This is a genomic window from Streptomyces sp. NPDC059743, assembly GCF_042732975.1.
GTDB lineage: Bacteria > Actinomycetota > Actinomycetes > Streptomycetales > Streptomycetaceae > Streptomyces.
Genome location: NZ_JBHWGS010000002.1, coordinates 492,955 through 513,566, shown reverse-complemented (window position 1 = coordinate 513,566; position 20,612 = coordinate 492,955). Strand labels below are relative to the sequence as shown.

The 20,612-nt window shown below is 70.5% G+C and carries 21 protein-coding genes and 1 tRNA gene; 15 read left to right on the top strand and 7 right to left on the bottom strand.

Going from position 1 to position 20,612, the window contains the following annotated elements:
* Positions 1-16: 16 nt before the first annotated feature.
* The 5 genes from ACFV6H_RS05475 (at position 17) to ACFV6H_RS05455 (ending at position 3,941) form a co-directional block, all read left to right on the top strand.
* A complete protein-coding gene (locus tag ACFV6H_RS05475) occupies positions 17-1,555 on the top strand; it encodes a diaminopimelate decarboxylase (RefSeq protein WP_385538829.1) in 1,539 nt (512 codons plus the stop codon).
* A gap of 143 nt (positions 1,556-1,698) precedes the next feature.
* Entirely contained in the window at positions 1,699-2,163 is a 465-nt protein-coding gene (locus ACFV6H_RS05470) for a hypothetical protein (RefSeq protein WP_385538827.1), read from the top strand.
* Complete coding sequence (locus tag ACFV6H_RS05465; RefSeq protein ID WP_385538826.1) at positions 2,160-2,984, top strand: transcriptional regulator; 825 nt, start codon at positions 2,160-2,162, stop codon at positions 2,982-2,984. Before ACFV6H_RS05470 ends, ACFV6H_RS05465 begins: the two co-directional genes overlap by 4 nt.
* 58 nt (positions 2,985-3,042) lie before the next feature.
* Positions 3,043-3,477, top strand: a complete 435-nt coding sequence (locus tag ACFV6H_RS05460; RefSeq protein WP_093593568.1) for a roadblock/LC7 domain-containing protein — start codon at positions 3,043-3,045, stop codon at positions 3,475-3,477.
* 89 nt (positions 3,478-3,566) lie between these two features.
* The gene (locus ACFV6H_RS05455) at positions 3,567-3,941 is read left to right on the top strand and encodes a hypothetical protein (protein WP_384785455.1); all 375 of its coding nucleotides are present in this window, start codon (positions 3,567-3,569) and stop codon (positions 3,939-3,941) included.
* 324 nt (positions 3,942-4,265) lie between these two features.
* On the opposite strand, the gene ACFV6H_RS05450 is transcribed toward ACFV6H_RS05455, so the two are convergent.
* The 3 genes from ACFV6H_RS05450 to ACFV6H_RS05440 form a co-directional block, all read right to left on the bottom strand.
* Complete coding sequence (locus ACFV6H_RS05450) at positions 4,266-4,829, bottom strand: hypothetical protein (RefSeq protein WP_384977466.1); 564 nt, start codon at positions 4,827-4,829, stop codon at positions 4,266-4,268.
* Positions 4,830-4,984: 155 nt separating this feature from the next.
* A complete protein-coding gene (locus tag ACFV6H_RS05445) occupies positions 4,985-5,821 on the bottom strand; it encodes a MurR/RpiR family transcriptional regulator (protein ID WP_385538823.1) in 837 nt (278 codons plus the stop codon).
* Positions 5,818-7,509 (bottom strand): aromatic amino acid ammonia-lyase, encoded by a 1,692-nt coding sequence (locus ACFV6H_RS05440; protein ID WP_385538983.1) that lies wholly within the window; start codon positions 7,507-7,509, stop codon positions 5,818-5,820. Before ACFV6H_RS05440 ends, ACFV6H_RS05445 begins: the two co-directional genes overlap by 4 nt.
* Before the next feature lie 141 nt (positions 7,510-7,650).
* Here ACFV6H_RS05440 and ACFV6H_RS05435 point away from each other — a divergent pair, with 141 nt between their 5' ends.
* The 5 genes from ACFV6H_RS05435 to ACFV6H_RS05415 all read left to right on the top strand — a co-directional run bounded on the left by ACFV6H_RS05435 (position 7,651) and on the right by ACFV6H_RS05415 (position 11,804).
* Positions 7,651-8,928 carry an ABC transporter ATP-binding protein gene (locus tag ACFV6H_RS05435; protein WP_385538981.1) on the top strand — a complete coding sequence of 426 codons (1,278 nt, stop codon included), beginning with the start codon at positions 7,651-7,653 and terminating at the stop codon, positions 8,926-8,928.
* Entirely contained in the window at positions 8,925-9,626 is a 702-nt protein-coding gene (locus ACFV6H_RS05430; RefSeq protein WP_385538821.1) for an ABC transporter permease, read from the top strand. The genes ACFV6H_RS05435 and ACFV6H_RS05430 overlap by 4 nt, the downstream gene beginning before the upstream one ends.
* Positions 9,627-9,632: 6 nt before the next feature.
* Positions 9,633-10,298 (top strand): ABC transporter permease, encoded by a 666-nt coding sequence (locus ACFV6H_RS05425; protein ID WP_385538818.1) that lies wholly within the window; start codon positions 9,633-9,635, stop codon positions 10,296-10,298.
* Between the two features lie 13 nt (positions 10,299-10,311).
* The gene (locus tag ACFV6H_RS05420) at positions 10,312-11,283 is read left to right on the top strand and encodes an ABC transporter substrate-binding protein (RefSeq protein ID WP_385538816.1); all 972 of its coding nucleotides are present in this window, start codon (positions 10,312-10,314) and stop codon (positions 11,281-11,283) included.
* Positions 11,284-11,387: 104 nt separating this feature from the next.
* Positions 11,388-11,804, top strand: a complete 417-nt coding sequence (locus tag ACFV6H_RS05415; protein ID WP_385538814.1) for a hypothetical protein — start codon at positions 11,388-11,390, stop codon at positions 11,802-11,804.
* Between the two features lie 298 nt (positions 11,805-12,102).
* Here ACFV6H_RS05415 and ACFV6H_RS05410 read toward each other — a convergent pair whose 3' ends face one another.
* Entirely contained in the window at positions 12,103-13,491 is a 1,389-nt protein-coding gene (locus ACFV6H_RS05410) for a cystathionine beta-synthase (protein ID WP_093598789.1), read from the bottom strand.
* 191 nt (positions 13,492-13,682) lie between these two features.
* Here ACFV6H_RS05410 and ACFV6H_RS05405 point away from each other — a divergent pair, with 191 nt between their 5' ends.
* From ACFV6H_RS05405 to ACFV6H_RS05395, 3 genes are all read left to right on the top strand, one after another.
* The gene (locus tag ACFV6H_RS05405; protein ID WP_385538979.1) at positions 13,683-14,747 is read left to right on the top strand and encodes an SGNH/GDSL hydrolase family protein; all 1,065 of its coding nucleotides are present in this window, start codon (positions 13,683-13,685) and stop codon (positions 14,745-14,747) included.
* Positions 14,748-14,883: 136 nt separating this feature from the next.
* Positions 14,884-16,104 carry an acetyl-CoA C-acetyltransferase gene (locus ACFV6H_RS05400; protein WP_385538812.1) on the top strand — a complete coding sequence of 407 codons (1,221 nt, stop codon included), beginning with the start codon at positions 14,884-14,886 and terminating at the stop codon, positions 16,102-16,104.
* Between the two features lie 335 nt (positions 16,105-16,439).
* Positions 16,440-17,429, top strand: coding sequence for a hypothetical protein (locus ACFV6H_RS05395; RefSeq protein ID WP_384977701.1), 990 nt, complete (start codon positions 16,440-16,442; stop codon positions 17,427-17,429).
* Positions 17,430-17,445: 16 nt separating this feature from the next.
* Here the strand turns inward: ACFV6H_RS05395 and ACFV6H_RS05390 are convergent, their stop codons facing one another.
* On the bottom strand, positions 17,446-17,766 hold the full coding sequence (locus ACFV6H_RS05390; RefSeq protein ID WP_093594839.1) for a hypothetical protein: 321 nt from the start codon (positions 17,764-17,766) through the stop codon (positions 17,446-17,448).
* 156 nt (positions 17,767-17,922) lie between these two features.
* Here ACFV6H_RS05390 and ACFV6H_RS05385 point away from each other — a divergent pair, with 156 nt between their 5' ends.
* Entirely contained in the window at positions 17,923-18,153 is a 231-nt protein-coding gene (locus ACFV6H_RS05385; protein ID WP_066956338.1) for a DUF4287 domain-containing protein, read from the top strand.
* A 138-nt stretch (positions 18,154-18,291) separates the two neighbouring features.
* Here ACFV6H_RS05385 and ACFV6H_RS05380 read toward each other — a convergent pair whose 3' ends face one another.
* Together ACFV6H_RS05380 and ACFV6H_RS05375 are read right to left on the bottom strand one after the other, a co-directional pair.
* Complete coding sequence (locus ACFV6H_RS05380; protein WP_384977438.1) at positions 18,292-19,173, bottom strand: Bax inhibitor-1/YccA family protein; 882 nt, start codon at positions 19,171-19,173, stop codon at positions 18,292-18,294.
* Positions 19,174-19,325: 152 nt separating this feature from the next.
* Positions 19,326-19,408 (bottom strand) — tRNA-Leu (locus ACFV6H_RS05375).
* Positions 19,409-19,807: 399 nt separating this feature from the next.
* Here ACFV6H_RS05375 and ACFV6H_RS05370 point away from each other — a divergent pair.
* A complete protein-coding gene (locus ACFV6H_RS05370) occupies positions 19,808-20,578 on the top strand; it encodes an ABC transporter ATP-binding protein (RefSeq protein WP_385538808.1) in 771 nt (256 codons plus the stop codon).
* Positions 20,579-20,612 lie beyond the last annotated feature (34 nt).

Here is a 20,612-nt window from a genome sequence, read left to right as displayed (position 1 = left end):
TGATTGGCTGGAGTCCATGGCCTCGGTTCAGCACAACAGTCAGAGCGCGGATCACGGCGCGCGACACGACAGCCGGTCCGGTACGGATCGCCGTACGGCCGGATCCGCGTCCGGACACGGCGAACGCGCCGGACACGACGGACGCACCGCACGCGCCGAACACGCCGACGCGGCGGCCCGCCGCGATCTGGCCGTACGGGCGGCGGTGGCACAAGGGCTGATCAGCGAGTCCGAACCGGTGGTCGCGCTGCTCGACGTGGCCGGAATCCGGTCCTCGGCCGCCGCGCTCCGTACCGCCTTCGACGAGGTCGTCGCGCCCGGCACCGCCGTACTGCACGCCTTCGCCGTGAAGGCGACCGCGCTCGTGCCCGTGGTGCGTCTGCTGGCCGAGGAGGGCATAGGCGCGGAGGTCGCCAGTCCGGGTGAGCTGGCCATCGCCCGCGCGGCGGGAATACCGGCCGGCCGTATCGTCCTCGACTCGCCCGCCAAGACCACCGCCGAGCTGCGTGAGGCCATCGCCCTCGGGATCGCCGTCAACGCGGACAATCCGCAGGAGCTGGAGCGTATCGACGCCCTGATCGGCTCGGGCGCGGCGGGCCCGGGCCCGGTCACCGTCCCGTTCGGGCTACGGGTCAATCCGCAGATCGGAGCCGGCTCCATCGGCGCGCTGTCCACGGCGACGGCGACCTCGAAGTTCGGCGTCGCGCTGCGCGACGAAGGCGCCCGCGCCTGGGTCGTCCAGGCCTGTCTGGACCGTCCCTGGCTGACCAGGCTGCACACCCACTCCGGCTCGCAGGGCCTCCCGCTGGAGCTGATGGCGCAGGGCGTACAGGCGGTCTACGAACTGGCCGAGGAGATCAACGCGGCAGCGGGCCGCTGGCAGATCGACACCCTCGACATCGGCGGCGGCCTCCCGGTCAACTTCGCCTCCGACGAGGAGACACCGACGTACGCGGCCTACGCCCGGCTGCTCAAGGAGACCGTTCCCGGGCTGCTGGACGGCCGCTACGGACTGGTCACCGAATTCGGCCGGTCACTGGTCGCCAAGCACGGTCTGGTCCTGGCCCGCGTCGAGTACGCCAAGTCCGCCGGAGGCCGCCCGATCGCCGTGACACACGCGGGCGCGCAGATCGCCACACGTACGGTCTACAACCCGGTGTCCTGGCCGCTGCGCATCGCCGCGTACGACGCCGGCGGACGGCCCAGGAGCGGCCCGCACGTGGCCCAGGACATCGCGGGACCGGCCTGCTTCGCGGGCGATCTGCTGGCCGAGAACCGGCCGCTGCCGCTGCTGGAGCAAGGTGACTTCGTCGCCGCGCTGGACACGGGCGCGTACTACTTCACCAACCACTACGCGTACAACAGCCTTGTCAGACCGGGCATCCACGGCTTCACGGTGCGGCCCGGCGCCGGTACGGACGGGCCCGGCGCCGGTACGGACGGTCCGGGCCGGGTGCGCTTCAGTACCGTACGAGCGCCACAGACGGTCGAGGAGATCGTCAGCGAGTCGGGCGGCGCGTACGCGGACGCGCTACTGCTGGACGAGAAGGCGTAGGTCCCGGCGGCCCGACCGCGTTCTGTCGGCATGTTCCGATGGAAAATGCCGGAACTCCCTCCCGCCGCACCGACGTTGCGTAATCTCACGGTTACTGCCGCACAGCAGTGCACCCGTACACCCGGCCGGGAGGGGGAGCCCGCGTGCCCGGAATCGACGCATGCCTTCAGGAAGCCATGAGCCTGCCAGGAGCGCGTGGAGCGGCGATTGTCGACTGGACCAGCGGACTCGCCCTCGGTACGGCGGGCGAGTCGCCGGGCGGCGATCACGAGGCCACCGCCGCCGAGACGGCCGAACTGGCCAGGGCGGCGGCGGAGTACACCGCGTTCGCGCCGACGGCGACCACGGCGGCGGCCGGGAGGTCGTTATCGGGACCAGGATCGGCCGACGGCGTAGACGCCGACTCCGACTCCGACGACCAGGACAAGGGCCCGCCCGTCGAGGACCTGATCGTCACCAGCCGCACCGGCTATCACATCCTCAGCTTTGTCGAGACGACCTTCGACAGCAGCGTCTTCCTGTATCTCTGGCTCGACCGCGACACCGGCAATCTCGCCCTGGCCCGGCTGCGCCTCGGCCAACTCGCCGAACGGCTGGTGCTGGGATGACCGCGAAGGCTCCCTTACCGGCGATACCGCCGACGCCGCCCGCGCAGTCGGCACAGTCGTCCGCCTCCGTCTCCCCGATGCTCGTCCGGCTGGCCGGTGAGCGCGCCACCGGCGCCCTCCTCCGCGACCACGGCACGCTCTATCTCACCGACGGCCGCATCGTGCACGCCGAGAGTCCCGCCGCTCCCGGCATCGACGTCCTGCTCACCGCGGGCGGCCGGCTGCCGCGCGAGGGCTGGGAGGAGGCGGTCGACCGGGCCGGTGCCCGCCGCGAGGTCGGCAGATTCCTGGTCGAGAGCGGCCGGCTCGGCGACGGCGAGCTGGAGATCTGCCATCTCGGCGCGCTGTTCGACGCGGCCTTCTTCGCGCTCGCGCCGGGCAGCGGTCCCACCCGCTTCCGTTACGGCGTGGCGCACTGGATCGGTCCCGTACGGCCCGTACCTGCGGCGGCCGTCGAGCGGGAGACGCTGCGCAGACGCGAACTCCTCGACCGGGTCTGGCCGTATCCGGCCGTCGACACCGCTCCCGTGGTGGCCCGTCGGCCCGCGCCCGGCCAGGCCGTCACCCGCAGGCAGCGCGTCCTGTTGGAACTGGCCGACGGAGCGCGGACACCGGTGGCCATCGCATGGGCCCTGGGCCGGCCCGCCTTTCACACCTTGCTCGATGTCCGGCGGCTGGCCGCGGCCGGACTGGTCGAGACGCCCGACGAACCGTCGGCGGCCACGCCCGCCGCCGTCCCGTCCTGGGTCGCGACGGTGGCCGCCGACCCGGACATCGCTCTGTTACGCCGGCTCCGCGACGCCCTGGAGGCAAGCCTGTGACTCCCCGCTCCATTCACCAGCCCGTTCGCCGCCTCGTCCGGTACGCCGCCACGGCGTCATGAGGCGCGCTCTGCGGGCACGTGCCGAGAGGAGACAGCTCATGACGGCAGAAGCCGAGGTGCTCGGTGAACTCAGACGGCTGCGGGCCCGGCTGCCCCAGCTCACGGGCGCGCTCGCGGCCAGTACGGACGGGCTGGTGCTGGCCCAGGACACCGCCGAGGTCGAGCCCGAGGGAGTGGCCGCGCTCACCGCCGCCGCACTGGGCGTCGCCGTACGGCTGACGGACGCCACGGGCCAGGGCGGATTCCGGGAGCTGGTGATCCGTGGCGAGCTGGGCTATGTCGCGACGTACGCGGCCGGCTCCTCGGCGGTCCTGACGCTGCTGGCGGAGCCCCGGATCAATGTGGGCCGGCTCCATCTGGAGGGCCGCCGCTCGGGCGCCCGTATCGGCGAACTGGTCGACGGCGCCCTGGAACGGCTGGAGAACGCCTGAGCCGGAGCCGAGCCTGAACACCCACCGGGCGTCCGGAACTCCCCGGACCTCCCCGGACCTCCATCGGAACGGAAGGAAGTGCGACATCCATGGCCAACACCGACGCAGCCCTCAAGCAGGCCACGACCGCCATCGAAGGAGCCCTCGGGGCCGCTCTCGTCGACTACACCAGCGGTATGGCCCTCGGTACGGTCGGCGGCGGCAAGGACCTCGACATGACGGTCGCCGCGGCCGGCAACACCGATGTGGTCAGGGCCAAGGTCCGCGCGCTGGAACTGCTCGGGATCAAGGACGAGATCGAGGACATCCTGATCACGCTCGGCGGCCAGTACCACCTGATCCGGCTGCTCAAGGGACGCGGCAACAACGGGCTGTTCCTCTATCTGGCGCTGGACAAGTCACGCGCGAATCTGGCGATGGCCCGCCATCAGCTCATGAAGATAGAAGCCGACCTGGAGGTCTGACCGGCCAGCCCGAAGCCGGGCCCTGTCCGGATACGGGTACGGATACGGCCCGACGCGGCGGGGCCCGCAGGCGGTCGACCGAGGGTGCGGCGCGTGGCCCAGGGGCCCGGGATCGGCTCCCGAAGCCGGAGGCCGGGGCCCGGGGCCGGAACCGCAGCCCGGTGGCCGAAGCCACGCACCGGAACCGCAGGCCGTGCCCAGGGCCACCGGTCGGGGGCCCTTCCCCGATCGGTATCGGGATCCGGGCATCGCGATCCGAGGCCCGAGCCCGAACGGACGGCGCCCGGCCCGTACACCCGAGCCGCCCCGCCCGAGCGCCCCCGCTCAGCGGCGGCGGGCTCCGCCCGGGCGGGCGTCGCCTGCGGCGACGCCCGTCGTGCGGAAGCCCTTCACCTGCTTGCCGACGGGCCGGCCGGAGCCGGCCCAGTCGGTGCGTACCCAGAGCAGTTCGTCCTCCCGGCGCTCACGCCGTCCCAGCCAGCCGGCCTTGAGCCACAGACCGGCGCCCGCGCCCGCCAAAGCGAGGCCGCCGGCGGCGGGCAGCGCCAGCGAACCGGCCACGGCCGCGAGGAAAGCCGCGAGCAGCCACCAGCGGTGCGCGCGCCGCCAGTTCCGGGCTGTCACCCGACGGTCCTGGAGGTAGTCGTACCGGCCGGCCCGCTCGGCCCGTTCCGCCCACGCGCTGTATCTGCGTCGGCGTACGAGAGCGACGGCGGCGGCACACACCACGAAGAGCGCCGCGCCCGTGTAGACACCGATCCTGCGACCGGTCAGTCCGGGAAACAGGATCCCGATCCCGGTGGCGAGCACTCCGAGCCACCACAGCGGGACCGCACCGGCCCGTACGATCACTGCCACCCGTGCCAGCGACTGCCCTCCGCGCCCCACTGTCCGCCTCCTCGTCCCGGTGAGTTTGGCGGGCAGATTAATGGCGTTCTCTGAACTTTTCCTGAGAACAGCACGATCCGTCGAACCGGCGGCGCACAAACCGCTCGGCCAGAACCGGATCAGCCACTCGGCTACCCGGCCACCCCGCCGCTCGGCTATTCGACGAACAGCCCCCGCGCCGCCGCCCGCGCGTCGAACTCCTCCAGCCGCGCCTGCGCCTCCGGCAGCCCGTCGCACATCGCCTCCAGCAGCATCCGTCCCAGCAGCATCGGCGCACACGCCGTGTCGAAGGCCAGGCCGGTCCCGACGGCCGCCGGAATCAGCAGATCGCTGTGCTTGGCGACGGGCGCGAACGCGGAGTCGGCGACCGTCACCACCGTCAGCCCGGCCGACCGCGCGTACGCCAGCGTCTCCACGACCTCCTTCGGATGGCGCGGCAGCGCGAAGCAGAGCAGCGTGCTCGCGCCCGCGTGCCGGGCGGTGTCGATCCGGTCGGCGAGCATCGTGCCGCCCTCGTCGAGCAGCCGTACGTCCGGATGGACCTTGGCCGCGAAGTAGGCGAAGCCGCGCGCCTGCGAGGAGGCGGCGCGCAGACCGAGCACCGGCAGCGGACGGGACGCGGCGAGCAGCCTGCCCGCGCGTTCGACCGGCTCCGGGTCGGCGAGCAGCTCCGCGAGCTGCCGCAGATTCTCGATCTCTCCGCGTACGGCCTGCTGGTACTCGTTGAGGCCGGCCCCGCCCTCCGCGGGAGCGCCGGGCGCGACCTCCCGCAGATGCCGGCGCAGCGCCGGATAACCGTCGAAGCCGAGCGCGACCGCGAAGCGGGTGACGGACGGCTGGCTGACTCCGGCCAGTTCGGCCAGTTCGACGCTGGAGAGGAACGGCGCGTCGCCGGCCCGGCGCACCATGCTGTGCGCGATGCGCCGCTGGGTGGGGGTCAGCCGGTGGCCCTCGAAGAGCTGCTGGAGTCGGGCGGCAGGGCTGTCGCTCATGCGATCCCCCTTGTCTGATCTGTGAGATCTGTCAGATCTGTCTGATCGTTACGCGTGCGGGTGGTGGCAGTGGTGACCGGAGCGGCCTGGACAGGATCGGCGGCGGCCAGCTCTGTGAAGCGGTCGAGCAGCGCGGCGGCTGCCGTCACATCATCGGTCAGCGGACGGTCGCCGACCTCCTCGTCGAGTACGGTCTCGGCCAGCTCGAAGGCCCGCCCGACCGGGAGTCCGGGCTCGGGACGCAGTCCGCGCTGGCGCAGGGCCCGTACGGCGGCGACGAGTTCACAGCCGACGACCAGGCGGTACGCGCTGCCCGCGCGCAGCGTCTGACGCGCCGCCAGCGAGGCGAAACTGGCCTGCTCCTCCACGCCTCGGGACAGTACCGCGTGGCCCAGCGAGGCGGGCGCCGAGTAGGCCCGCAGATCACCGAGGGCGGCTCCGGCGGCGTACTCCAGGATCATCACACCGGAGCTGGCGGGCTCGCCGTCGGCGAGGAAGGGCCGCAGCCTGGTGAAGGCGGGCTCGTTGAGCGCGGAGAGCCGGGAGGTGGACAGCCGCGCCGTCTGCACCAGCGAAAGCCTGAAGTGGTCCAGCGCGAGGGCGAGTTGGGCGAGATAGAAACCGCCGTGGTGATAGGCGGCGGGCACCGGATCGGCCTCCGTGCCGGGGCTGATCAGCGGATTCTCGGCGGCGGCGTTGATCTCGACGGCGAGCGTGTTCTCCAGCGCGTCGGCGGCGTCGCGCGCCGGGCCATGGATCTGCGGGACACAGCGGAAACCGTACGGATCCTGGATCCGGCCGAGCGGCGGCCCGGGCCGTTCCGGAGCGCCGAGGAAGCGCCGCATATCGGCGGCGACGGCGTACGAGCCCGGGTGCCGGCGCGCGGCGTGCACGGGCTCCGCGTACGCCTCGTACGAGCCGTCGACGGCCAGCAGGGAGAGCGCGGCCACCAGTTCGGTGGCGGCGACGAGCCGGCGCAACTCGTCCAGGGCGAGCGCGGACTGACCGAGCGTCAGGGCGTTGCTGCTGATCAGGGCGAGGGCGTCGTTGTTGTCGAGGGCCTGGGGCTCGGGAACGTGGCCGCCACGCGCGCCGCCGCCCTTCCCTGCGCCCTCCCCGCCGCCCTCCCCGGTGTGTTCCCAAGCGTGTTCCCAAGGACGTTCCCCGACGAGCGCGAGGCCCAGCTGCGCGAGCGCCGCGATGTCGCCCGTACCGACCGAACCGTATTCGTTGACGACGGGATACGCACCGGACTCCAGCGCCTCGCAGAGCGCGGTGACGACGGTCGGGCGCAGTCCCGCGCCGCCCGCGAGCAGCTGATTGGCGCGCACCGCGAGCATGGCGCGGACCTGACGGGCGGGCAGCGGATCGCCGATGGCACCGGCATGGCTGCGCAGCAGCCGCAGCCCATGGTCGGCGGCGGCCTCGGTGGGCACGGCCTCGGTGCGGTTGGCGCCGACGCCGGTGGAACGTCCGTACACCCGGCCCGAGCCCGCGAGTTCACGGGCGAGATGCCAGCTCTGCTCGACGCGCTTCATCGCCTCGGTCCCGGGTACGGGACGTGCGGCGCCGTCCGCCAGCCGGACGACATCGGCGACCGGGAGGCTCTGTCCGTCCAGAACGACGAGGGAGGTGCCTGCCGGGGCCGGTGCGTGCCCACCCAACGGGTCCACCATGTGGGACGACATCATGCGCGAACGCCTCCATTCCAGACGTTACGTCTCACCCTGCGACCAGCCGTAACCAGTGATTTACGCCAGGGCATTGACAATCTATTCAGCCACCAAGAACTCTGCATGACTATATGCAAGCCGGGCAAGGGACGACTGATGATCAGATTCGACGCGGTGAACAAACGCTTCCCCAACGGCACCACGGCGGTCCACGACCTCACTCTGGAGATGCCGGAGGGCGGTGTCACCGTCCTGGTCGGCTCCTCCGGATGCGGTAAGACCACCACGCTCCGCATGATCAACCGGATGGTCGAACCGACCTCGGGCACCATCCGGCTGGGCGGCAAGGACGTCCTGGAGCAGGACGCCGCCGAGCTGCGGCGCGGTATCGGCTATGTCATCCAGCAGTCCGGGCTCTTCCCGCACCGTACGGTCCTCGACAACATCGCGACCGTGCCGCTGCTGCTGGGCTGGGGCCGGCGGAAGGCCCGTACGCGGGCGGCGGAGCTGCTGGAGACCGTCGGGCTGACGGCGGAGGCGGGCAAGCGCTATCCGCATCAGCTCTCCGGCGGCCAGCAGCAGCGTGTCGGAGTGGCCAGGGCGCTGGCGGCGGATCCGCCGGTGCTGCTGATGGACGAGCCGTTCGGCGCGGTCGACCCGGTGGTACGGACACAGCTCCAGGACGAACTGCTCCGTCTCCAGAAGGATCTGAACAAGACCATCGTCTTTGTCACGCACGACATCGACGAGGCGGTACGGCTCGGCGACCGGATCGCCGTCTTCCGTACGGGCGGCCACCTCGTGCAGTGCGCGGCGCCGGCGGAGCTGCTGGCGCGCCCGGCGGACGGATTCGTCGCCGGCTTCCTCGGCGCGGAGCGCGAGCTGAAGCTGCTGTCGCTGACGACGCTCGCGGAGGTGCCGGTGGAGCGGGCGCAGGTGGTACGGGAGGGCGAGCCGGCGCCGCGGGCGGGCGGCGGACCGTATCTGGTGGTGTCGGCGAGGAACGAACCGCTGGGCTGGCTCGATCCGGAGCCGGGCACCGCCGGCGTGTCGGTGCCGGTACGACCGCTGCGCGACACGGACTCGCTGCTCGCGGCGCTGAACGAGTCGATCGCGTCGCCGACGGGCCTGATAGTCCGGGTCGACGCCGAGGGCGTGCTGACGGGAGTCACCGCACGGGAGACGATCCACGAGCACGCGGGCCGCAGACACCAGGAGGCGGCGCGGGCGGCCCGGGAAGCCGGGACTCGGGAAGCCGGAGGCCGGGATGCAGGAGCCCGGGAAGCCGACTCGCAGACGGGCACGGGTGCTACGGCCCCGAGCCCGCCGGCATCGAGCCCGCCGGCACCGAGCTCGCCGATACCGAGCCCCGCAGCACCGGCCGGGACCGGGCCGAAGAGCAGCGCGCCCAAGACCTCGGACGGAGCCCTATGACCATCGAATGGGCATGGATCTCCGACCACGCGGGCGATCTCACCACCCTCACGCTCTCCCATCTCCAGGCCGCGCTCACCGCCGTACTCCTCGGTCTGCTGATCTCCCTCCCTCTCGCGGTACTCGCCCACCGTGTGCGCCCGCTGCGCGGCTTCCTTCTCGGGCTCTCCAACGTCCTGTTCACGATCCCGTCCATCGCGGTCTTCGTCCTGCTGCTGCCCGTCTCCGGGCTGACCAGGACCACCACCGTCATCGGTCTGACGATCTACACGCTCGTCGTGCTGCTCCGGAACACGGTCGAAGGGCTCGACTCCGTACCGGCCAAGGCCCGTGAGGCCGCCGTCGCCATGGGCACGCGCCCGCTGCGTACGCTCCTCACCGTCGAGCTGCCGCTCGCGCTGCCCGTGATCATGGCCGGTGTACGGATCGCCACCGTCATGTCGATCTCACTCGTCAGTGTCGCCACGTACATCGGTGACGGCGGTCTCGGCCAGCTCTTCACCGACGGCTTCCAGCGCGACTTTCCCACGCCGGTGGCGGCGGGCATCGTGCTGACTCTGCTGCTCGCGCTGGTCGCGGACGCGCTGCTGGTGGCCGTGCAGTACGTCCTCACGCCCTGGACGAGGGATCGCCGGACAAAGGATCGGCACCGGCAGCCCAGGCAAAGGCAACAGCGCCCGGCACGCGGAAGGGCCTGACACCCCATGTACGAACTCTTCAAGGACCTGGGCTCCTGGCTGGTCTCGGGCGAGCAGTGGACGGGAGCCGACGGCATCGGCCACCGGCTCGCCGAACACCTCCAGTACTCCCTGCTCGCGACCCTGATCGCCGCCGTCATCGCGCTGCCGCTGGGACTGCTGATCGGGCATACGGGCCGGGGCGCGTTCGTCGCCATCAATCTCGCCTCGTTCGGCCGGGCGCTGCCCACGGTCGGTCTGGTCGTCCTGGTCTTCCTGACGAGCGGTCTCTCCATGACGCCGGTGTATGTGGCACTGGTCGCGCTCGCCGTGCCGGCCATCGTGACCAATACGTACGCGGGAATGACCGCCGTCGATCCGGAGGTGAAGGACGCGGCCCGGGGCCAGGGCATGCGCGGCCACCAGGTGCTGTTCCAGGTCGAGATCCCGCTGGCGCTTCCGCTGATCATGACCGGGTTGCGGCTCGCGCTGATCCAGGTGGTGGCCACGGCGACCATCGCCGCGTATGTCAGCTTCGGCGGACTCGGCCGGTATGTCTTCGACGGTCTGGCCCAGCGCGATCTCGTCCAGGTGCTGGGCGGCGCGGTGCTGGTGGCGGTCGTCGCCGTCGTCCTCGATCTGGCGCTGTCCGGACTCCAGCGCGTTCTGTTCCGCCGTCGCACCGCCGCCTAGGGAGACAACTCCGATGACCTCACCGAAGACCTCGCCGAGCACCTCGCCGCAGACCCGTAGGGCCGTACTGGCGGGCCTGCTCGCCGGAGCCTCCGTACCCGTACTGGCCGCGTGCAGCACCGGCATCACCTCCCTGGACGGCCAGGGCGCCGGCGGCGCGGGAGGCGGCTCCAGCGCGGGCGGCATCACGATCGGCACGGCCAACTTCACCGAGAACCAGATCCTCGGCCATCTCTACGCGGCCGTACTCGAAGCCGTGGGCGTGAAGACGACCGTCCGTGCCAATCTCGGCACGCGCGAGATCCTGATCCCGGCGCTCAAGGGCGGCGACATCGATCTGCTCCCGGAGTACCAGGGCGCGCTGCTCCACTACCTCGACGCGAAGGCCACCGCCACGGAGGAGGGCGAGATGCAGAACGCCCTCGCCATCGCCCTCCCGGCGGGCCTCCAGGTCCTCCCGTACGGGCAGGCCGAGGACTCGGACGCCTTCGCCGTCACCCGCGAGACCGCCGAGAAGTACGGCCTCACGACGCTGGCGGACCTGAAGAAGCAGAACGGCAAGCTGGTCATCGGCGCCGCGCCCGAGGTGAAGAAGCGGATGGTCGGCGTCATCGGGCTCAAGGAGGTGTACGGCGTGGAGTTCAAGGAGTTCAAGTCGCTGGACTCCTCGGGCCCGCTGGTCAAGGGAGCCCTGAAGAAGGGCGACGTGGACGTCGCGAACCTCTTCACCACGGACACGGACATCGCCGCCGAGGGCTGGGTGGTCCTCACCGACCCCAAGAACCTCGTCCCCGGCCAGCACATCGTCCCCCTGATCGCCGACCGCAAGGCCGACTCAACGGTCCGCAAGGCCCTGGCCCGCCTCGGCAACACCCTCACCACAGAGGCCCTCACCGAACTCAACCGCCAGGTAGACAAGGACAAAAAGGACCCGGACGACGTGGCCCACACCTGGGCCACCACCCAGGGCCTGACCAAGACGTGACCGGTCAGGCGCGTGCGGACCGCGCCGGGCTGGTGAGGGCCCGAGGTGAAGTGGGGGGTTAGCCCCAATGACCCCGGGGCGACGGTGTTCGTACCGTGGCGGGCATGGAAGCCCGCGACCCTGAGCTGAAGAAGGAACTCGACGCGACCCTCCGGGCGCGGCATGAGTTGGGGGCGGAGTATGAGCCCGCGCTCGTCGAGTCGTTCCTGGAGAAGGTCGAGCAGCGCCTGGACGGTACGGTCGAGCGCCGCGTCCGGCGTGAGCTGGCCGAGCGGCAGATGGCGGCTGCCCGGGACGCCCGTACGTCCAGCCCCGTGGAGGGCTTCGGGGAGCGGTTCGGTTTCGGCGTCATCTCGCTGATCCTGGCGATCCCGCTGTCCGCCATCGCCGCGGTGAACGCGGATATCGAGGGCCTGGTCGTCTGCTGGCTCGGGATCTTCGGTGTCAACGCGGTCCATGCCTCGCGCGGCCGGCCCTGGATACTCGGCAGGCGCCGCCGCTCCTCCGACTGGGAAGAGTGAGCACGAAGAGTGAGCACAAGGAGGGGTGCAAAAGATAGTCGCGGGGACCGCCGCACCCCCGTTACCGGGGGGCGGGACGACGGCGGTCCCCGCGAGGGACACGGTCCGGGTCAGGGCCGGTGTGCGTGTCCTTGGCGTCCATGGAGGTCCGGGAGCCGCTCCGGAGGTCCTTGACGCCGACAACAACTACTGTGCAGGACGCGTGTTAAGCGGGTGCTGCGTGGACGTGTCGCGCTCGTACCACTTTCGCGGATACGCGCCACCGCCCATTGAACCGCCCGCTACACAACCGTCGAGATCAGGCCTTCGACAGATACGCCAGCAGATCCTGCCTGCTCACAACCCCTGTCGGCTTGCCCTCCACCAGCACGATCGCCGCGTCGGCGCCGTCGGAACCGCTCAGCGCGGCCATCAGATCGGCCACCGGTTCGCCCGAGCCGACCTGCGGCAGCGGCGACGACATGTGTTTCTCCAGCGAGTCACCGAGCGAGGCCCGCTGAGTGAAGAGCGCGTCCAGCAGCTCCCGCTCCACCACCGAACCGATGACCTCCGCGGCCATCACATCCGGATGTCCGGCGCCCGGCTTCACGATCGGCATCTGCGAGACGCCGTACTCCCGCAGCACCTCGATCGCCTCGCCGACCGTCTCCTCCGGGTGCATATGGACGAGCGTCGGGATCGCGCCCGCCTTGTGCCGCAGGACATCGCCGACGGTCACCGCGCCGCCGCCCTGGTCCAGGAAGCCGTAGTCGTTCATCCACTCGTCGTTGAAGATCTTGCTGAGATAGCCGCGACCGCTGTCCGGCAGCAGGACGACCACGACATCGTCGGGCCCGAGCCCCTCGGCCACCCTGAGCGCGGCCACGACCGCCATCCCGCAGGAGCCGCCGACGAGCAGGCCCTCCTCCTTGGCCAGCCGCCGCGTCATCTGGAAGGAGTCCTTGTCGGACACGGCGACGATCTCGTCCGTCACCGTACGGTCGTACGCGGTCGGCCAGAAGTCCTCGCCGACGCCCTCGACCAGATACGGCCGGCCCGAACCGCCCGAGTAGACCGATCCCTCCGGATCGGCGCCCACGATCCGTACGCGCCCGTCGCTGACCTCCTTGAGGTAGCGGCCGGTGCCGCTGATGGTGCCGCCCGTGCCGACGCCGGCCACGAAGTGGGTGATCCGTCCGTCCGTCTGCTTCCACAGTTCGGGACCGGTCGTCTCGTAGTGCGAGCGCGGATTGTTCGGGTTGCTGTACTGGTCCGGCTTCCAGGCGCCCGGCGTCTCACGCACCAGCCGGTCGGAGACGTTGTAGTACGAGTCCGGATGCTCGGGATCGACGGCCGTCGGGCAGACGACGACCTCGGCGCCGTACGCGCGCAGCACATTGATCTTGTCCGTGGAGACCTTGTCCGGGCAGACGAAGACACACTTGTAGCCCTTCCGCTGGGCCACGATGGCGAGACCGACACCGGTGTTGCCGCTCGTCGGCTCGACAATCGTGCCGCCGGGCCGCAGCTCACCGCTCTCCTCGGCGGCTTCGATCATGCGCAGGGCGATCCGGTCCTTGACCGAACCGCCGGGGTTGAAATATTCGACCTTCGCCAGGACTGTCGCCTGGATCCCTGCGGTCACGCTGTGCAGCTTCAGCAGGGGGGTATTGCCAACCAGACTGATCATCGAGTCGTGGAATTGCACCGTTGTCTCCGGGGTCTCCGTGATGGTCCGGCCAGGGTATGCGTACGCACGCGAGATTGGGCCATGGTCCTTACGGGGCAGTTAGCTGGTGTACGTACCCATACTCGTGCGTACGGCTGCGTACGCGCGCGCGTACGGCGGCCCGTGCGTACGGCCAGAGGGAGGTGGCTCGGACTGTGTCGAGGGCGAGAGTGGCACGGCGGATCGCCGCGGGCGCGGCCTACGGCGGCGGGAGCATCGGCCTGCTGGGAGCGGCCGGCGTCGGAGTGGTACTGGCGGAACTGCAACTGGCGAAGCGGTCGGTGGGCGGCGGAGCGGCACCGGTGCCGCCGAGCGGCGACGGCTGGTACGGACTGGCGTACGGGCAGGGTCACGGGCACGGACGCCACGGACTCGGGCACGCACGGGCGCACGCGCACGGACACGCGCACGGGCACGCCGAGCCGCTGCGGATGGGCATGCTCGGCGACTCCACGGCGGCGGGCCAGGGCGTACGGCGGGCGGGACAGACTCCGGGAGCGCTGCTCGCCTCGGGGCTCTCGGCGGTCGCGGAGCGGCCCGTGGAGCTGCGGAATGTGGCGCTGCCCGGCGCCCAGTCGGACGATCTGGACCGCCAGGTGACCCAGCTCCTCTCGGATTCGGCGCGCGTCCCGGACGTCTGCGTGATCATCGTCGGCGCGAACGATGTGACGCACCGGATGCCGGCCACCCGTTCGGTGCGGTATCTCGCGGCGGCGGTACGGCGGCTGCGTACGGCAGGCGCGGAGGTGGTCGTCGGGACCTGCCCGGATCTCGGCACGATCGAGCCGGTGTACCAGCCGCTGCGCTGGCTGGCCCGCCGCGTGAGCCGCCAGCTCGCCGCGGCGCAGACGATCGTGGCGGTCGAGCAGGGCGGCCGTACGGTCTCGCTGGGCGATCTGCTGGGCCCGGAGTTCGCCGCGAATCCGCGGGAGCTGTTCGGCCCGGACAACTACCACCCGTCGGCGGAGGGCTACGCGACCGCGGCGATGGCGGTCCTGCCCACGCTCTGCGCGGTGCTGGACCTCTGGCCGGAGACGGACCACCTGGACGCGTCCCGCGACGAGGACATGCTCCCGGTGGCGAAGGCAGCCTCGGCGGCGGCGTCCCGGGCGGGTACGGAGGTCACGGCGGCCCGCGCTCCCTGGGCCCTGCTGAAACACCGCAGACGCCGCCACCTCCCGACACAGACGGAAGCGACCCCGACGGAACCGAGCCAGGTGCCACGGGAGGTATGACCCGAAGGTGTGACCCGCCGTCCGCTGAGCAAGCGCTTAGAAAAGAGGTCCTCGTCACACGACCGGTCGGGTGACCTCGACGCTACGTAGCGGTAACTTCCACCTCAGCCCTGCCTTCTCTCCTCCTGGAGCCGTGATGCCCGAAGCCGTGATCGTCTCTGCCGCCCGTTCGCCCATCGGGCGGGCCTTCAAGGGATCGCTCAAGGAAGTGCGGCCCGACGACCTGACGGCCACGATCATCGAGGCCGCGCTCGCCAAGATCCCTGAGCTGGATCCGCGCGACATCGACGATCTGATGCTCGGCTGCGGGCTGCCCGGTGGCGAGCAGGGCCACAATCTGGGCCGGATCGTCGCCGTACAGCTCGGTATGGACCACCTCCCGGGCTGCACGATCACCCGCTACTGCTCCTCGTCCCTCCAGACCTCGCGGATGGCGCTGCACGCCATCAAGGCGGGCGAGGGCGACGTCTTCATCTCGGCCGGTGTCGAGATGGTCTCGCGTCAGGTCAACGGCTCCTCGGACGGGATGCCCGGCACCCACAACCCGCTCTTCGCGGACGCCGAGGCCCGTACCGCCTCCGTCGCGCAGAGCGAGGGCGCGCGGTGGCACGACCCGCGCGAGGACGGTCTGGTCCCGGACGCGTACATCGCGATGGGACAGACCGCGGAGAATCTGGCCCGGTTCAAGGGCATCACGAGCGAGGAGATGGACGAGTTCGGCGTACGGTCCCAGAACCTCGCCGAGGAAGCCCTCAAGAACGGCTTCTGGGAGCGCGAGATCACGCCCGTGACGGTCCCGGACGGCACGGTGGTGGCGAAGGACGACGGACCGCGTGCCGGAGTCACGCTGGAGGGCGTACAGGGCCTCAAGCCCGTCTTCCGGCCCGACGGTCTGGTCACGGCCGGCAACTGCTGCCCGCTCAACGACGGCGCCGCCGCGCTCGTGATCATGTCCGACACCAAGGCGCGCGAGCTGGGCCTGACGCCGCTGGCCCGGATCGTCTCCACCGGAGTCACCGCGCTGTCGCCGGAGATCATGGGATACGGCCCGGTCGAGGCGTCCCGGCAGGCGCTCTCGCGGGCCGGGCTGACCATCGGTGACATCGATCTGGTCGAGATCAACGAGGCTTTCGCGGCCCAGGTGATCCCGTCCTACCGCGACCTGGACATCCCGCTGGAGAAACTGAACGTCAACGGCGGTGCCATCGCCGTCGGCCACCCGTTCGGTATGACCGGCGCCCGGATCACCGGCACACTGATCAACAGCCTCCAGTTCCACGACAAGCAGTTCGGTCTGGAGACCATGTGCGTCGGCGGCGGCCAGGGCATGGCCATGGTGATCGAGCGACTGAGCTGAGGCGCCCGCCCGGGCCGAAGTGCCCGAGCCGAGCCACTCCCGGCGGCGCGCGACCTGTCCGAAATGCGGAGACTCGTCGCGCAGCGTAGCCGGGCAGTCCGGAATCGCATAGAAGAACCCCACCGATCCCCAGTCGTGACTGAATCTCCCCCAGGATGTGACCTAGTCCCGGGGGAGATTCGTTTGTCCAGGTCAGGGCGCCAATGGGAGTAAACCTAAGGCCCAAAGACCTGTCCATTTCGTGACGTAATGCACTGACGGACGGATCCCGCCCACGACAAGCTGAGGTAGGAAGTCGGGGGTATCGATCGGAACGGGAGTAGTCAGTGAGCGCCATGTCTCTTGCCCTGCTGCTGACCACAGCCGCCGCCACGGCCGTGGGCGTCGCTGCCCTGCACGCCGCTCATGGACTGCGCAGGCAGGTCAGCGCCCTGCGTGGCGAACTGGCCGCGGCGAACCCGGGCGGTCTCACCGCCGCCGTACCGCAGGCCAGAAACGCCGACCGGACCGACTGCCCGGATGCCATACGGACCGCCGTGGCCGAGGCCCTCGCCGAGGAGCGTGAGCGCGAGCTCGCCGAGGCGCGCGCCTTCTGGGCCGCACAGGAAGCGCGGGACGCGGCCGACACGCCGTCGCTGCTCGGCGGACTCGCGGGCCTCGGCGCCGAGGACGGACCGTTCTACATCCCGCGCCAGGTGGACTTCGCCGGTTTCGAGTCGCTGGATCTCGACGCGGCCGAGGCTCTCGACAGCTTCGCCGACTATCCGGACCTCAGCGAGATCAGTGAGGTCAGCGAAGTCAGTGAGGTGAGCGGAGTGGGCGGCAGCGGCGGTATCGGCGAGGTCGGCGACTTCACGGAGGACTCGCCGGAGCTGGCCGCGGCCCGCCGCCGGCATCCCTCGCACCCGGACTTCGTACCGCTCCAGACGCCCGTCGTCACCGACCACGAGCGCACGATCACCCGGCTCGAAGAGCTGGCCGCGACGCGTACGGCGCTCGCCGATGTACGGCCGGGCCCGCTGGGCACGCTCGACGTCTATGTCTTCGCGGACGGTACGACGCTCTGTATGACTCCTGGCCACCGGGAGACCGCCGAGCGGCTCGCCGCGGCACTGCGCGCGGGCGACGCGCCGTTCCTGCTGGGCGGCTCCGGTGTCTCCGGCGCGTACACCCTGACGTTCTCCTACGGAGGCGACGGCAGCGGCACCGACCATGACGCCACCGGCCGTGACACCACCGGCCCCGGCGCCGATGGAGAAGCCGCCGACGGAGAGGGCGCCGAGCACGTCTACATCCTCGCGGACCGCGTCATCGCCTCGCTGTAGTCCCGCGCGTAGTCCCTCACAGGGCCGCGCGGCCGACCGCCCGCTCGACCGACCTCACGGCCTCGTCCAGCTCCCTCACGGACGGGGCCGTTCTCAATGCCTCGGCCAGATCCGCAGCCGCGACGGTGAGCTGGTCCGCGACGACGAAGACACCGGCGTCCGGCATGATCCGCGGCTCCTCGCCGGGCGCGTCGAGCCGCTGGGCCCGTACGGACAGTTCCCTGGCCAGCGCCAGTGCCTCGGCCGCGGCACCACGCCGGAGCCTGCTCTGCGGAGCGGCCCGCAGCCGGTCGGCGAAGCGGTCCACGGCGGCGGTCAGCGGCGTTGTATCGAGCACCCGGCCGACCCTACGCGCCCGGCCGGGATCGCGGCCAAGGCATGGCCAAGGCAGAGCCAAGGCATACAGGAATGGCTACGGGACTGTTGCCAACAGGCCAACGCTCGGGCACGGTGGCCTGAAGGACCAGTACGCGCAGAGCGTCCGGAGGCGCCGATGTCCCTTGTCTTCTCCGAAGAGACCCACCGCAACATGCTCTCCCGCATCCCTCATTGCACCGGTCGTGAGATCTCCGACTGGCTGCGCGCCGTCGAGGAGGGCCCGTCCCTCATCCGTTTCGAGGAGAAGGTGAGCTGGCTGAGGAGCGAGCACAACCTCGCATACGGACACGCGAAGGCGATCGTCCATGAGTACGACCTGAGGCGGGCGGCCCGCCGTCTGCTCTGACCGGCCGTACACACAACAGCCGCGCACACAACAGAAGGGGCCCGCGGGCACCAAGCCCGCGGACCCCTCAGCGCTGTATCGGCGTGTCAGCGCGTCAGACGGTCACCGCCGTCGTCAGCCGCTGCCTTGAAGGCGCCGTCAGTCGTTGCCTTGAAGGATCGACAGCAGCCGCAGCATCTCCAGGTAGATCCACACCAGAGTGAGCGTGAGGCCGAAGGCCGCGAGCCAGGACTCCTCGCGCGGAGCGCCGTACGCGACGCCGTCCTCGACCTGCTTGAAGTCCAGCGCCAGGAAGCACGCGCCGAGAACGATCCCGACGATGCCGAAGACGATGCCCAGACCGCCGCTGCGGAAGCCGAGGCCGTCACCGCCGCCGAAGACGCTGAAGAGCATGTTGGCGACCATCAGGAGCAGGAAGCCCATGGCCGCGGCCATCACGAAGCCGTAGAAGCGGCGCGTGACACGGATCCAGCGCATCTTGTACGCGAACAGCACACCGGCGAAGACCGCCATCGTGCCCATGACCGCCTGGATCACCACGCCCGGCGCGATGTACGTGCTCACCGCGCTGCTGATGACACCGAGGAAGACACCCTCGAAGGCGGCGTACGCGAGGATCAGCGCCGGAGCCGGCCGGCGCTTGAAGGACTGGATGAGCGACAGGACGATCGCCACCAGCGCGGCGCCGATCGCGATGCCGTACGACTTGCCGATGTTGGCCGGGTCGACCGGCAGCAGGACCCACGAGAGAACGGCCGTGAGGATGACCGTGCCCAGCGTCGTGGCGGTACGGGTCACGACGTCGTCGATCGTCATGACGTCGGTGCGCGCGGGCGCCTGCGGTCCCGCGCCGTATCCCGCGCCCTGCTGGGGCGCGTACGGGTTGGTCGCGTAGGGATTGGTCGCGTACGGGTTGGTTCCTACGGCGGGGCTCCCGGCCTGCGGCGCCGCGTTGAAGCCCGCGTGGCCGTTGTCGCGGCTGAAGCCCCGTCGCGAGAAGACCGGGTTACTGCTCCTCATCTCACTCCTCCATGGCCACCCTGCGTGGCCTTGCCACAAGAGTAATAGGGACGCAAAGCGTCTGCCCTAGTGCTGGGGGAGGATCTTTCCAGGATCGTGACACCACACGCGTGCCGCGCGTCACACCGGCGGCCGTCGGACGGTCGGAAATGTGCCCGGAACCGGACTTGAACCGGTACGCCCCCGAGGGGCAGCGAGGTTTAAGCTCGCCGTGTCTGCATTCCACCATCCGGGCACGCGCGACGCCGCGTTGGCACATGAGCCTATCGGGACACACCACTCGAACAGCCGAGCGGCAACCCGATGTTGTCTTATTTTATTGACGTCTGAGGGTGCGTCAGGGCACGTACCGAGCCATCCGCACATGCCGGGCGCGGGTGGTCAACTCGTACCCAGGCGTACAGGAATGACGAAAAGTCGCCGCCCGGTCACTCATTCGGCACAACGCCGGGGCCCTCCGTCCCGGGTGGACACCACTCAGGGGCGGTGTCATACCGAAGGAGGAGGGCGGCGCGCGGCGGTCAGACCCAAGAGGGCCCCGGGAACGGGCATCGGGACGGACGACCCGCGCCAAGGCGGCGCGGAGGATGGAGTCGTTCCCACCGAGCATCCGACAAAACAGGAGTGTCCTCCCGTGACCACCACCCCGATCGCCCACCGCGCCACCGCGGTGGCCGCGCGCGCCTCCGAACTGTCGAAGGTCTATGGAATGGGCGAGACCCAGGTGGTCGCCCTCGACCGGGTCACCGTGGACTTCCGCCAGGGCGAGTTCACCGCGATCATGGGGCCTTCGGGCTCCGGCAAGTCCACCCTGATGCACTGCGTCGCCGGTCTCGACACCTTCAGCGGCGGATCCGTACGGATAGGCGAGACCGAACTCTCCACGCTCAAGGACAAGCAGCTCACGCAGTTGCGCCGGGACAAGATCGGCTTCATCTTCCAGGCGTTCAATCTGCTGCCCACGCTGACGGCCCTGGAGAACATCACGCTCCCCATGGACATCGCGGGCCGTAAGCCCGACCGGCTGTGGCTGGACCAGGTGATCGCGATGATCGGGCTGGCCGACCGGCTCGGCCACCGGCCCACCCAGCTCTCCGGCGGTCAGCAGCAGCGGGTGGCCGTCGCCCGCGCGCTGGCCTCCCAGCCCGAGATCATCTTCGGCGACGAGCCCACCGGAAACCTGGACTCGCGCTCCGGCGCCGAGGTGCTGGGCTTTCTGCGCAACTCCGTACGGGAGTTGGGGCAGACGGTCGTCATGGTGACGCACGACCCGGTGGCCGCCTCCTACGCGGACCGTGTCATCTTCCTCGCCGACGGCCAGATCGTCGACGAGATGCTGCACCCGACCGCCGACGGTGTACTCGACCGGATGAAGGCCTTCGACGCCAAGGGCCGTACGAGCTGACGCCGGACAGGCCTCAAGCAGACGTCCAGCGGGC